This window comes from Flavobacterium faecale, assembly GCF_003076455.1.
GTDB classification, from domain to species: Bacteria; Bacteroidota; Bacteroidia; order Flavobacteriales; family Flavobacteriaceae; genus Flavobacterium; species Flavobacterium faecale.
In genome coordinates this window covers 432,889-447,541 of sequence record NZ_CP020918.1, presented here as the reverse complement: position 1 = coordinate 447,541, position 14,653 = coordinate 432,889, and the positions used below count along the sequence as shown (strand labels likewise).

Here is a 14,653-nt window from a genome sequence, read left to right as displayed (position 1 = left end):
CAAAGGTATGAAAAAAGTTGGTGCTTCTGCTGATAAGAAAGGTTGTTGGTTTTGGGCTATTCGAATTAAATATAGCATAATAACTTTCGATAAGAAAAATGCTGTTTTTGTTATACTACGGTTTGCGATTAGGGATATATTTGTAGATGAAATTTGAAATTAAATAAAGTCCACATGAAAACCCGTTTATTGCTTTTGATTATAATAATGTTGCCGTTGCTTTCAAGAGCACAATTTTCAAGTGCACAACGCCAAGTACAAATGTCAAATACCATGTTTGCCCAACAAAATCGTATGACAATGCTATTTCAGCAGCAGCAACGTATTATGGCTAGTTTGACGTACAATGTTCAAACAGCAGAAATCAAAATGGCTAAAGAGGAAAAAAAACTACTTAAAACTACTAAAAAACGCCAGAAGCTGCAAGAGCTTATGGAAACCAAACAAGCAGAATTATCAACCTTAAAAAATGCTAGTGACGCAGCTGATCAAAGTGAACTGAACAATCTAAACAGTCATCTAGAGAAGGATAAGAGAAAATTAGATAAAATGAATGCCAAACAGGCTGAAACTACCAAACGCATTGAAAGTTATAAGGAGGAAATTAATAAGAATAACATAGAAAGAGAAGCTTTGGCCAAAAAAGTAGAAGAAGAGAAGAAAGCCAAAGCCGCAAAGAAGGCTGCGTCAAAAAAGGAGAAAACAGTTTCAAATTAAATTTGAAAACCTGATCGTCTTGATGATGTCAAGTGTCACTTCTTCATGCTATTACTATTAGTCTAATAAAGGCTGTTCTAAACGCGGATGGGATTTGGGGGTTAATTTTTACTTTTTCTAGGGATAATAGCTTAGGTAGAATACTCATTTTTGCGTTAAAATTTAATTAATTAGAACCGCTATCGGTGATTTAAGTCGTTATTTTGTCTAAAAATTGGTCAAATGGTTGTTAGGTTGTTGTTTTTCTTTGTGCTGTTACTTCTTGTAGAGGTATATGCTTTTCAAGCTTTTAAGACATTATTGCGAAATAGATGGATGTTGATGGGTTATGGTGCTATTAGTTTGGTGCTGTTTTTATATATTGCTTACTCTTTTTTAAATTTTGATCGTTCTGTTGGGCAAACCAAACAAACGATGTTTACAATGGGGCTAATGTTATTGGTCTACGTTCCCAAAATCGTTTTGGCATTGGTGCTGCTTGGTGAAGATATGTATCGCTTGATTTCAGGTATGTTTCGCGCAGCTGTAGGAGATTCTGGTGAAGGGTTTTTTGGTGCAAGACGTACTTTTGTCAGCCAAATAGGGTTGGGGTTGGCCTCAATTCCTTTCTTTTCATTGATTTACGGAATGACCATTGGGAAATATAATTTCAAAGTAATCAAACAAACGATTCATTTTCCTGACTTACCTATTGAATTTGATGGTTTTACCATCACACAAATATCAGATGTGCATTCGGGTAGTTTTGATGATCCCGAAAAAATAAGTTATGCTATTGATTTGATTAACCAGCAAAATTCTGATTTGGTTTTGTTTACTGGTGATATTGTGAACACGCATGCTAAAGAAATGTATCCATGGATTGACACTTTCAAAGCGATTAATCGTCCAGCTTATGGTAAATTCTCTGTTTTGGGTAATCATGATTATGGTGAATATATTGACTGGAAAACACAACAAGAAAAAGAGGAGAACTTTGAGGCCATCAAAAAGCTTTATGGCGATATTGGATTTGAGTTGTTATTGAATGAACACCGTTTTATTGAAAAAGATGGTAAAAGAATTGCCTTAATTGGAGTTGAAAATTGGGGGCATAACTTTAAAAAAGTTGGAGATATCAAGAAAGCTTCTAAGGAGGTAGCTCAAGATGATTTTAAAATTGTGATGAGTCACGATCCTTCTCACTGGGATTATGAATTAAAACAAGATCCCAAAAATTACCAATTAACACTCTCAGGTCATACGCACGGAATGCAATTTGGAATCGAAATCCCAGGTTTTTTCAAATGGAGTTTGGCGCAGTACATCTACCCGCAATGGGCAGGTTTGTATGAAACCATGGGGCGTTATGTATATGTGAACCGTGGATTTGGATTTCATGCGTACCCAGGAAGGGTAGGAATTATGCCTGAAATCACCGTGATTGAGCTAAAAAAAGGGAAGAAAGTGTCTTAATTCATTAAAAATGCTACATTTGTAAATTAATAGCTATTATTTTAGTAGAGTTATATATAAAAACGTTGTTTTATGTCAAAATTCGGAGAACTTATAAGCGCACAAGTCCCTGTATTGATTGATTTTTATACAGAATGGAATGAACCTTCTTTGTCGATGCATCCTGTAATTAGGGATGTGGCTGCTGCTTTGGGTGATAAAGCCAAAGTGATTAAAATTGATGTTGATAAAAATCAAGAGTTGGCAGATGCACTTCGCATCAAAGGATTACCTACGTTAATGATCTACAAAGGTGGACAGATGATTTGGAGACAATCCGGAGAATTAGATGCCAATAGTATTATTGCAATCGTACAAGGTCAATTATAGATTAAGAGACCGTTGCGTATTGAAAATGCTTTTGGTCAATATACTCTAACACTTTAGGTAACGTATATTCCAAGTTCGGAAAAGCCTTTACGCTATCATGAAATATGATGATGCTTCCTGAGCAAATGTTAGAAATGACATTCTCTAAGCATTTTTCTTTTGTAATAGAGGTGTCAAAATCGGCACTCAACACATCCCACATTACAATTTTATATCCTAGTTTTTTCAATGCATTAATTTGCGACGACTTTACTTTGCCGTATGGTGGTCTAAAAAGTTTTGGACTCGTCTTATTACAAATATGTTTACCTATGGCCTTGGCGCAAGTAGCAATGCTTTCTAGGTAGGTTTCCTTGGATGTAGCCCAGCCGTTGGCATGATCTTGTGTGTGATTACCAATAGCATGTTTTTCTTCGATAATTCTTTTAAATAGGGCAGGTTCTTGTTCTATGTTTTTACCAATACAAAAAAAGGTAGCTTTAGCATTGTGCTTTCCTAACTCATCAAGTACCCAATTCGTAATTTCTGGCGTTGGGCCATCATCAAATGTTAGGTATATTTTATTATCACGATTTGGCATATCCCAAATGTATTTTGAAAATATCTTTTTTAATATCGAATGTGTTTTTACCCAATAAAAGCTCATGATTGTGTCTTTAATATGATGACATTAAGGTACAAAAAAATGCAGCAATCTCGAAAGGAATTGCTGCATTTTTTTTTGAATTAACTATGCTTTTTTATTCTATTTTATCTCTTCCAAATCGAGAGAATATTTCGATATAGGTATTGAAAGTTTTTTTATTCTTTTCGAAAAAAGTCATATCGTTATTTGCTTTCATCACTTCGACCAAGCTTCTATAGCGTTCAATATCAGTTACGATATCCATTGCAAGTTCTGATTGCTCAGAAGGTTCTAGTTTGCTGTAATAATCCAGATTTTCTCTGTACTTAGCGATTAAGTGGTTCAGTAACTCTTGTGCTTTTACGGGTTCACCGGTTTGGTAATATCCTCTAGTAAAAGGTTCAAGCAACGAGTAGTAGCCAAATTTATCTACTGGCATCTTGGTCATCGCTAGCTCAATTATATTTTTAGCTTTTTCCATTTTACCTTCTGCAATCAATTTGTCCATCAATCGAGCAAGATTGGTTCTGTAGGTGATGCTTTCTCTTCTTGTTTCTGGATCGTGATAGATTTTGTCGCTATCGCTATTTCCCCAATCCCAAGCCATTACATTTTTATACATCTTTTCAGAGTCAATTTGTCCCATATCAATTGGGCTTCTCTCTTTTGATTTGGTGCGTACTGGAATCAATTTATAGACCATTCCGTCCAATTGCAAGTATTCCTTCATCCATAAATAATCTTCATCGTCATAGGCACCTCCACTGAAGTAAACAGGACGTTTCCATTTATTTTTTGATATAAAATCAAGCATCATCAAACGGTTTTTGTACAATGCGCTTCCTTTGATGTCAATGTCAATGTAAGGAACAATAGAATCATATTGAGTAGGTGAAACTACTTTGTATTTGATGATGTCACTTTTATTAACAGTAATCCTCAATTTGTTCGTTGGGAAATAATGAATCGTTTGTCCATTTTGAAGGCCTACTGTAGATTTAGGGTCTTTGATAAAATCAATAATAGAATCTAATCCTACTCTTTTATTTATTTTCGGAATATAAGCTACATAATCGAGTTTGTCTCCTACGTACTCATCATGTGTGAACGAAATAGGTAAACCATCAGATTCATAAGATTTCATTTTCATTTGATCAATATACCAGTCTGTCATCAATAAGCTGGTGTTGACGATTTTGATATCCGTTCTAATTTTTTCGATTTCTTGTGCATACCAAAGCGGGAAGGTATCGTTGTCTCCAATAGTAAACAATACGGCATTTGGATCACAGGAGTTCAAATAGGCTTTGGCCATTGCCAATGCTGTGTATTTATCAGAGCGATCATGGTCATCCCAGTTTTGAGCAGCCATAAGGACTGGAGCAGCAAGTAAACTTGCAGAGATAATTATTGGTCCTGCTATTTTGGGTGATAAATAGGTTTGTAAACTTTCGTATAAAGAGTAAACTCCAAATCCAATCCACATCGCAAACACATAAAAGGAGCCTACAAGTGCATAATCTCTTTCTCTTGGTTCGAAAGGGCGTTCGTTAAGGTAAATTTTTAATGCAAGTCCCATAAATAAGAACAGCATCAATAAAACATAAAAGCTTTTGCGCTCTTTGCTTGCGTGAAACATGATCCCGATTAATGCTAGGATAAACGGTAGGAAATAATACGTATTTCTACCTTTATTGTTCAATACATCCGAAGGTAAATCAGTTTGTGAACCCAAATGGATTTCGTCTAAAAAGTCAATACCACTCAACCAGTTCCCGTCCATAGAATCATAACGTCCTTGGTTGTCACTTTGTCTTCCAACAAAATTCCACATCAAATACCTCCAATACATGTATCCAAATTGGTATTCAACCATGAAGCTCAAGTTGTCTGCAGTAGTTGGTTTTTCGATAATTAAATATTCACCGTAGCTTTTTAAGAATTTTACATAGCCTTCATTGTCAATTTGTTTTTGAGCATAGGCCAATCTAAATTCAGATACCGTTTTTTCAACCTCGTTTTTTAACTGTGCTATAGCTTTGTTGTAATCTTCCTCAGATATTTTACTAGCGTCGATTCCGTATTTTGCCAAATCTTCCTCGTACGGATAATTTGGGTTGATTTTAAATTCGGGTGCATGGGTGAAGTTAATGTAGTTTTCTACGTGCTCAGAACTCCACATTCTAGGTAATATAGTTTTGTGGTAATCATCACTATTTTGAACAGCATTTTTGTAATTGTTTACAATAACGTACTTACCAGTTTTACGATCTCTTTCGTAGTTAGGTGCTTTGTCCAAGTATGGAGTTTCTGGGTCAAGTCCAGCAAAAGCTTCAGTGTATTGTGGTCCGTAGAATAATGGGTTTACACCGTATTGTTCTCTATTGTAATAAGCAAGAACCTCTGCCGCATCTGAGGGTTTGTTCTCGTTGATAACCGTATTTGCATTGGCTCTAATAGGTAACATCATCCAAGTTGAGAATCCAATTAGAATAAAAAGGACACATAATAACAATGTATTATAGTGTATCATTCCTTTGGCTTTGGTGTAATTTAAACTAAAGTAAAAGAAGGCAATCAAAACAAGAGTGACAATGATAGTACCAGAGTCAAAAGGTAGACCGAAGCTGTTCACCATAAAAATTTCGCTCTTACCAAAAAACGCCATCGTAAGTGGTAGTAACAATTTAAAAATAAACAATAAGACAGAAACCACAACTACATTGGCAATTATGAAGTTTTTTACGGTAATTGTTTTGTAGTTTTTAAAGTAATATAATAATCCAATAGAAGGAATAGTCAATAGGGCCATAAAGTGTACACCAAATGAAAGTCCGATTACTAATGAAATTACAAGCAGCCATCTATTACCGCGAGGAGTGTTCATTTCTTGCTCCCAACGCAATCCTAGCCAAAACAGCAAAGCAATAAATAAGGAGGCCATTGCGTATACTTCGGCTTCAACAGCATTAAACCAAAAACTATCAGAGAAGGTATAGGCTAATGAACCTACAAATGAACTCCCGAGTATTGCAATATAATTTTCTTTTGAGATTTCTTTTTCAGCATCCTCACCAATCATCTTTTTTAAGATCATGGTTGAAGACCAAAACATAAATAGGATAGTGAAGGCACTCGAAAACACGGATGTCATATTAACCATAAGCGCTATATGTTGCGCGTCTGTAGCAAACATTGCAAAAAAGGCACCGATCATTTGAAAGAGTGGTGCTCCTGGAGGGTGACCTACTTCTAGTTTTGCCGATGTAGCGATATATTCACCACAATCCCAAAAGCTCATAGTAGGTTCAACTGTTAAGCTGTACGTTATTAATGCGATTGCAAATGTAACCCAACCTATTATAGTATTCCATTTGTTGAAATTGAATGCTGCCTTATTCATGTATCAAAATTTAGTTTTATTTTTACAATGCAAAGAAAATGTTTTTTTATGGAAACTACTTAGCATTAACAAAAAATTCTAGCAAACTAACCTCATGTGTTAAGTACTTGAATGCTAGTTTGTTTTGTTTTTAGTTCGATGCTTTCGAAAAAAAAATGAAAAAAAATCAATAAAAAGTGCCGAAAAAGTTTGCGCAAACTAAATATTATTATAAATTTGCACCCGCAACAAAGGAATAATGGTCCATGGTGTAATGGTAACACTACTGTTTTTGGTGCAGTCATTCAAGGTTCGAGTCCTTGTGGACCAACAAAAAGCTTCTCAATTGAGAAGCTTTTTTTTTGCTCTTAATTTGGAGGGTAGAACAGATACTTTTTGCGACAATTCATTTTCGATACAAATTTTTCCGAAACAATAAAAAGTTAGTTTTTATTTTTCGAATGAAAAAAAAGTAGGGAAACGATAAATTTTAGGATGCAAAAGGACGAAGATATAGTCTGAGGGTAAGGTATTTTTTTTGGTTTATAAAAAAAACACTATATTTGCACCGTTATTTATTAAAATCTAGATAATGAGGGGACTAATAGTCCCCTCTTTTTATAAAAATATGGTGTTTAAAGAAAAAATAAATTCATTGCTATTAGAAGCGTTATCAGAGAGGCCTTCGCTTTTCTTGATTGACGTTGTAATCACAGATGCTTTTAAAGTAATTGTGACTATTGATGGTGATAACGGAGTGGTTTTACAAGATTGTATTGATGTAAGTAGAGCGGTAGAGAGTAATTTGGATCGTGAAGAACAAGATTTCTCGCTTGAAGTAGCTTCTTTTGGAGTTGGTGGACCGCTTAAATTTATTAGACAATACAAGAAAAATGTAGGTAGAACCCTGATTGTGAAAACAGCAACCGAAAATATAGAAGCAGAATTGGTAGAAGCTAATGATGATTTTGTAATTTTGGCGTGGGAAGCAAGAGAACCTAAGAAAATTGGGAAAGGGAAAGAGACAGTTCAAAAAAGACTGGAGCTATCTTATGGAGATATAAAAGAAGCAATTGTTACAGTAACATTTTAATTAAAGAATTCGCATGGAAAATTTAGCATTAATCGATTCATTTTCAGAGTTTAAAGATGATAAACTTATTGATCGTGTAACGCTTATGGCAATTTTAGAAGATGTATTTAGAAATGCATTGAAGAAAAAATACGGTTCAGATGACAATTTTGATATTATTATAAATCCTGATAAAGGAGATATGGAAATCTGGAGAAGAAGAGTAATCGTTGCTGATGAAGATCTAGATTTTGAAAACGAAGAAATTACGCTAACTGAAGCAAGAAAAATTGAAGCCGATTTTGAAATTGGTGAAGAGGTTTCTGAAGAGGTGAAATTAATTGATTTAGGAAGAAGAGCGATCTTGGCTTTACGTCAAAACTTGATTTCTAAAATTCATGAACACGACAATACAAATCTTTATAAGCAATTTAAAGATTTAATTGGCGATATTTACACCGCAGAAGTGCACCATGTTCGACCAAGAGTTGTAATTTTGGTAGATGATGAAGGTAACGAAATTGTTTTACCTAAAGAAAAACAAATTCCTTCTGACTTTTTCCGTAAAGGAGATAACGTTCGTGGAATTATTGAAAGCGTTGAGCTAAAAGGAAATAAACCTCAAATTATTATGTCTAGAACTTCTGAGAAGTTTTTAGAGAAATTGTTTGAACAAGAGATTCCTGAGGTTTTTGACGGTTTGATTATGGTTAAAAATGTTGTAAGAATTCCTGGTGAAAAAGCAAAAGTAGCTGTTGAAACTTATGATGATAGAATTGATCCAGTTGGTGCTTGTGTAGGTATGAAAGGATCACGTATTCACGGAATTGTACGTGAATTAGGTAATGAAAATATTGATGTTATTAATTTTACTAGTAACATTCAATTGTATATAACAAGAGCATTAAGCCCTGCAAAAGTATCTTCGATTAAAATCAATGAAGAAACTAAGAGAGCAGAAGTGTTTTTGAAATTGGAAGAAGTGTCTAAGGCTATTGGTCGTGGAGGGCATAACATCAGATTGGCTGGTCAATTGACAGGTTATGAGTTAGATGTTATACGTGAAGGCGATGTAGCTGGTGCTACGGCAGATGAGGATGATGTGGAGTTGACAGAATTCTCAGATGAGATAGAAGCGTGGGTAATTGAAGAATTTGCTAAAATTGGTTTGGATACTGCAAAAAGTATCTTAGCTCAAGAAGTAAATGATTTAGTTAGAAGAACAGACCTAGAAGAGGAAACAATTCTAGATGTAATGAAAATTTTGAAAGAAGAATTTGAGAGTTAACCTCTAAATACTTCTAGCAACACAACGAAAAAGGTAATATTAAAAAGGTTTTATGTCTGAAGAGAGAATTATTAGAATAAACAAAGTTTTAAGAGAATTGAATATTTCTTTAGAAAGAGCTGTGGATTATCTGAAAGATAAAGGGATTAGCATTGAGTCTAACCCCAACACAAAAATTTCTGATAATGAATACAAGGTCTTGTGCGGTCAATTTGCGGGTGACAAAGGAAAAAAAGAAGCTTCAAAAGAAGTAGGAGAGGAAAGAAGAAAGGAAAAAGAGGCATTGCGTGTTGAGAGAGAAAATGAAATTGAAGACAAACGTAAGCAAGACGAAGAGGAACGCTTGAAACAACAAGAAGTAATCAAGGCTAGAGCTGTGGTTACGGGACCTGTTCAAGTTGGGAAGATTGATCTTAACCCAAAGAAAGCTGCTCCCGCTGTTAAAGCTACAGTAGCACCTGTTGAAGTGCCTAAAGAAAAAGTAGTTGCTGAAAAAGTAACTCCTAAAGAAGTGGTAGCAGAGAAACCAGTTGTTGAGAAAAAAGAAGCTAAAGCTGAAGTTGTTGAGCCAGTTGCTCCAAAAAAGACAACTCCAAAAGTAGAGGTAGTTGTTACTCCCGCTACTGATGAAGCTCCTGCTGAAGAAGCTATTGCAACGCAGTATCAAAAACTATCTGGTGCTAAACTAACAGGTCAAACTATTGACTTGTCTCAGTTTAACAAACCTAAAAAGAAAAAAGAAGAGCCAAAAATAACACCTAATAAACCAGGTGCTGCAGGTGCGGCTAATAAAAATAAACGTAAAAGAATTGCTCCTAAACCGGGCACGCCAAGACCTCCTGGAGTTCCTGGTGCACCAAATCCTAATAAGATTACGCCAAATACTGGTGGTGGTGGTTACAATGCGAACAGAAGTTCTAGACCTGGTTTTGTAAAAGGTAATCGACCTGCTATTGTTGCAAAAGTTGAGCCTACAGAAGAAGAAGTTAAGAATCAAATTCGTGAGACGCTAGAGAAACTACAAGGTAAAAAAGGTGGTAAATCTAAAGCGGCGAAATACAGAAGAGATAAAAGAGATACGCACCGTCAAAAATCTGATGATGAGCAAAGAGCTATAGACGAAGGAAGTAAAACTATTAAGGTTACTGAGTTTGTTACTGTTGGTGAAATTGCAATCATGATGGATGTGCCAATTACTAAAGTTATTGGTACTTGTATGTCACTTGGAATCATGGTTACCATGAACCAGCGTTTGGATGCAGAGACTTTGACAATTGTTGCTGATGAGTTTGGTTATGAAGTTGAATTCATAACTGTAGACATTGAAGAAGCAATCGAAGTAGTTGTTGATAAAGAAGAAGATTTAGTATTTAGAGCGCCGATCGTTACAGTTATGGGTCACGTTGACCACGGTAAGACGTCGTTACTAGATTATATTCGTAAAGAAAATGTAATTGCAGGTGAGTCTGGAGGTATTACACAGCATATTGGTGCTTATGGAGTAACTTTAGATAACGGTCAAAAAATTGCATTTTTAGATACACCAGGTCACGAGGCGTTTACCGCGATGCGTGCACGTGGAGCACAAGTTACCGATATTGCTATTATTGTTATTGCGGCGGATGATGATATCATGCCACAAACAAAAGAAGCAATTTCTCATGCTCAAGCAGCTGGGGTGCCAATCATTTTTGCGATAAACAAAATTGATAAGCCGAACTCGAACGTTGAAAGAATTAAAGAACGTTTGGCAAGTATGAACTTACTAGTAGAAGACTGGGGTGGAAAAATCCAATCTCATGACATCTCTGCTAAAGTAGGTACTGGTGTTAAAGAACTTTTGGAAAAAGTATTACTTGAAGCTGAAATTTTAGATTTGAAATCAAATCCAAATAAAGCAGCACAAGGAACTGTTGTTGAAGCATTCTTGGATAAAGGTAAAGGTTATGTATCTACAATTTTAGTACAACACGGTACATTGAAAATTGGAGATTATATGTTGGCTGGTAAACACCACGGTAAGATTAAAGCAATGCATGATGAAAGAGGTCACTCAGTACTAGTTGCTGGTCCTTCTACTCCGGTTTCTGTTTTAGGTCTTGATGGTGCTGCTACAGCAGGTGATAAGTTCAATATTTTTGAAGACGAAAAAGAAGCAAAACAAATTGCTGCAAAACGTTCTCAATTAATGCGTGAACAATCTGTACGTACACAACGTCATATTACACTGGATGAAATTGGTCGTCGTATTGCATTAGGTCAATTTAAAGAATTGAACGTGATCCTTAAAGGAGATGTGGATGGTTCTGTTGAAGCACTTTCTGATTCGTTCTCTAAATTATCTACTGAAGAAATTCAGATTAATATTATCCATAAAGGTGTTGGAGCAATTACTGAAACTGACGTTATGTTGGCTTCTGCTTCTGATGCGATCATTATCGGATTTAACGTTCGTCCTGCTGGAAACGCAAGACAACTGGCTGATAAGGAAGAAATCGACATCCGTTACTACTCTATTATCTACGCAGCAATCGATGACTTGAAAGATGCAATGGAAGGAATGTTAGCTCCTGAAATGAAAGAGGAAGTACTTGGTACTGCTGAAATTAGAGAATTGTTTAAAATCTCTAAAGTGGGTACTATTGCAGGTTGTATGGTTATGGATGGTAAAATCCAACGTAACGCTAAGATTCGTATTATTCGTGAAGGTGTTGTAGTTCACGAAGGAGAATTAGTAGCCTTGAAACGTTTCAAAGACGATGTCAAAGAAGTAGCCAAAGGTTATGATTGTGGTATCCAAGTAAAAGGATTCAACGACGTTGAAGAAAGAGATGTTATCGAATGTTACCATGAAGTAGCAATCAAGAAAAAATTGAAATAGAATTTTCAGTATATAAAGTAAAAAATCCCGAGCAATCGGGATTTTTTGTGTTTAAGAATGTCTTGGAATGTGTATTCTCAAATCGTGGAAGTCGAATTTATTAAGACATTTGTTTGTTTTGGTAATTTTTTATTAGGGACTTGCAACGCCAAAAAAACGGTTCAAGTTCGTGACGCTTCGGGTTGATCCAATTTTTATCAGTTAGTAAAAGTCTAAAAAAAATGATTTTCACTGACGTCTTTTATTTGAAAAGTTGTAGATGTCATTCTGCATTGTATCTACTTCCCGAAATTTCATTTAAAACTAAAAATCGCTATTATCTCTATTGTTGTGCGACTAGGGTTCCTGGTATACTTCGTAATTTGAGGAAGTAAAGTGTTTATAAACACAAAAAGCAACACATTACTGAGTTGCTTTTTTTTGGAATGAAAGTGAAAGAGCTTTAGTATTTGTCGCTATATGTTGAATGTAGATAGAAAACCCTTTCTACCTGATTATACCGGAATTTGATGGTTGTAACTAATTTTAAATGGTTGCTACTACATTTGGAGCAACAGTTAATTCTTTGCCATTAACATTTAAAACTAATTCTTGATTGCCATCGACTGTAAAAGTAGATTGTGCGGCACTGACGTTTACTGTCACGATTTGGTTTCTGAAATTGATTTTAAAAGAATAAGCTTCCCATTCTTTTGGGATTTTTGGTGTGAAGTGCAATTGGCTGTTTTTGATCCTCATTCCGCCAAAACCTTCTACAATACTCATCCATGTTCCTGCCATTGATGTGATGTGGCAACCTTCTTCAACTTCTTTGTTATAATCGTCAAGATCTAAACGTGATGTGCGCAGGTAAAATTGATACGCCATATCCATTTTATCTAACTTAGCGGCTTGAATAGAGTGGACGCATGGTGAAAGCGAACTTTCATGTACGGTAAATGACTCATAAAAGTCAAAATTACGCTCTAATTCTTCTCTCGTAAAGTGATCTTCAAAAAAGTAAAAACCTTGCAGTACGTCTGCTTGTTTTATGTAGGGAGATCGTAACACGCGATCCCATGACCATTTTTGATTGATAGGGCGCTGTGCTTTGTCTAAATCTTTTACCGGTACTAAATCTTTATCTAAAAATCCGTCTTGTTGAAGGTAGATTCCAAGGGCTTCTGATTTAGGAAAATACATGTTGGATGCTACTTTGTTCCAAGCTTGTATTTCCGCATCACCCAGTTTTACTTTTTCAATGATACGTTTGTGATCTTTAGGGTATTCAATAGCAACTCTTTTTAATTGTGCTGTTGTGTAATCAATACACCATTTGGCTATATAGTTGGTGTAAAAGTTATTATTGATATTGTTTTCGTATTCATTTGGTCCAGTAACACCTAGAATTACGTATTGTTTTTTGTCATTCGAATAACTAGCTCTCTGATGCCAAAAGCGGGCAATACCAATTAATACCTCCAAACCTTTTTCTGGAATATAGGAATAGTCACCTGTAAAACGGTAAAAATTAAAAATAGCAAATGCAATGGCACCGTTGCGGTGAATTTCTTCGTGTGTGATTTCCCATTCGTTATGGCATTCTTCACCATTCATGGTTACCATAGGGTAGAGCGCTGCTCCGTTGTTGAACCCTAAATTCTGTTCTGCGTTTTCAATCGCTTTGTCTAATTGATTGTAACGATAGGTTAGTAGGTTGCGAGCTACTTTTTGATCTTTGGTTGCCATATAAAACGGAATGCAATATGCTTCGGTGTCCCAATACGTTGAGCCTCCATATTTTTCTCCTGTAAATCCTTTGGGACCAATGTTTAAACGGCTGTCTTTCCCTAAATAAGTTTGGTTTAGTTGGAAGATGTTAAAACGGATACCTTGTTGCGCTTTTACATCTCCTTTAATGGTGATATCTGACATCTCCCAAATTTTTCCCCAGGCTTCTTTTTGGTCAGACAAAAGTTGTTCATAACCAATCGTAGTTGCTTTTTCTATAGCACTCTTTGCGGCTTCTAGTGTATTATTATGATTTAATGATACGGTATATCCTCCAAATTTTTGAATAGAAGATTTTATACTTTTCGAAACAGAAACTTGATAAGTAAATTGTGTTTTATCTACTTCGTTTTCGATGGATAGCGGTGATAATTGCAGATCTTTATCATTTTCAAAAATGCTATTGTGCATATAAGTGGTAACCTTGAAAGCTGTCTTTAGCGTTTGAGCAGTAACAAAACCTTTATTGTTATCAGTTGCTACGTCAAGTGGTTCCCAAAATTTTTCTTCCCAGTTTGTGTCTTCGTTTGATACTCCTGCGTCAAGATAGGGTTTGTAAATGATTGTTGCATCTTGGTTCAATGGAGTAATATCAAATTTGATGGCGCCTATTTCATCTTCATTGATGGATAGAAAGCGTCTAGAATTCACTTCAACCGTGATGCCGTTTTGTAAAGTTGCCGTGAAAGATCGGTTGTACCAACCTTCTTGCATGTTTAATTCACGACGGTATTTTTCAATCTTAGTACAACTGTTCAAGTCTAATGCCTCACCGTTAATTTCGATGTCTATTCCGATCCAGTTGGGTGCGTTTAATACTTTTGCAAAATATTTTGGGTAGCCATTTTTCCACCAACCCACTTTAGTTTTATCTGGATAATATATTCCGGCGATGTAGCTTCCTTGGAACGTTTTTCCAGAATATTGTTCTTCAAAATTGGCACGTTGTCCCATTGCTCCATTACCAATACTGAACAAGCTTTCGGATGATTTTACTCTTTCGACATCAAATCCTTCTTCTATGATAGACCAATTGTCTGGTTGTATATAATCTTGGTTCATTTTGTGTTGTTTAAAATTAGCTTCTGCTGTGC

The 14,653-nt window shown here is 35.5% G+C and carries 9 protein-coding genes and 1 tRNA gene; 7 read left to right on the top strand and 3 right to left on the bottom strand.

Features of this window, described 5'->3' with window-relative positions; translation table 11 throughout:
- Positions 1-174: 174 nt before the first annotated feature.
- The 3 genes from FFWV33_RS02025 (at position 175) to FFWV33_RS02015 (ending at position 2,541) form a co-directional block, all read left to right on the top strand.
- Entirely contained in the window at positions 175-717 is a 543-nt protein-coding gene (locus FFWV33_RS02025; protein WP_108739352.1) for a hypothetical protein, read from the top strand.
- A 222-nt stretch (positions 718-939) separates the two neighbouring features.
- The gene (locus FFWV33_RS02020) at positions 940-2,172 is read left to right on the top strand and encodes a metallophosphoesterase (protein ID WP_108739351.1); all 1,233 of its coding nucleotides are present in this window, start codon (positions 940-942) and stop codon (positions 2,170-2,172) included.
- 72 nt (positions 2,173-2,244) lie between these two features.
- Positions 2,245-2,541 carry a thioredoxin family protein gene (locus FFWV33_RS02015; protein ID WP_108739350.1) on the top strand — a complete coding sequence of 99 codons (297 nt, stop codon included), beginning with the start codon at positions 2,245-2,247 and terminating at the stop codon, positions 2,539-2,541.
- Between the two features lies 1 nt (position 2,542).
- On the opposite strand, the gene FFWV33_RS02010 is transcribed toward FFWV33_RS02015, so the two are convergent.
- Both FFWV33_RS02010 and FFWV33_RS02005 read right to left on the bottom strand, forming a co-directional pair.
- Positions 2,543-3,187, bottom strand: coding sequence for a polysaccharide deacetylase family protein (locus FFWV33_RS02010; protein ID WP_108739349.1), 645 nt, complete (start codon positions 3,185-3,187; stop codon positions 2,543-2,545).
- 94 nt (positions 3,188-3,281) lie between these two features.
- Positions 3,282-6,569: a glycosyltransferase family 117 protein gene (locus FFWV33_RS02005; RefSeq protein WP_108739348.1), complete on the bottom strand. Its 3,288-nt coding sequence runs from the start codon at positions 6,567-6,569 to the stop codon at positions 3,282-3,284.
- A 239-nt stretch (positions 6,570-6,808) separates the two neighbouring features.
- Here FFWV33_RS02005 and FFWV33_RS02000 point away from each other — a divergent pair.
- The 4 genes from FFWV33_RS02000 (at position 6,809) to infB (ending at position 11,789) form a co-directional block, all read left to right on the top strand.
- Positions 6,809-6,879 (top strand) — tRNA-Gln (locus FFWV33_RS02000).
- 297 nt (positions 6,880-7,176) lie between these two features.
- Complete coding sequence (gene rimP, locus FFWV33_RS01995) at positions 7,177-7,641, top strand: ribosome assembly cofactor RimP (RefSeq protein WP_108739347.1); 465 nt, start codon at positions 7,177-7,179, stop codon at positions 7,639-7,641.
- Between the two features lie 13 nt (positions 7,642-7,654).
- Positions 7,655-8,908, top strand: coding sequence for a transcription termination factor NusA (gene nusA, locus FFWV33_RS01990; protein ID WP_108739346.1), 1,254 nt, complete (start codon positions 7,655-7,657; stop codon positions 8,906-8,908).
- 52 nt (positions 8,909-8,960) lie between these two features.
- Complete coding sequence (gene infB / locus FFWV33_RS01985) at positions 8,961-11,789, top strand: translation initiation factor IF-2 (RefSeq protein WP_108739345.1); 2,829 nt, start codon at positions 8,961-8,963, stop codon at positions 11,787-11,789.
- A 525-nt stretch (positions 11,790-12,314) separates the two neighbouring features.
- Here infB and FFWV33_RS01980 read toward each other — a convergent pair.
- On the bottom strand, positions 12,315-14,621 hold the full coding sequence (locus FFWV33_RS01980; RefSeq protein ID WP_108739344.1) for a glycoside hydrolase family 65 protein: 2,307 nt from the start codon (positions 14,619-14,621) through the stop codon (positions 12,315-12,317).
- Positions 14,622-14,653 lie beyond the last annotated feature (32 nt).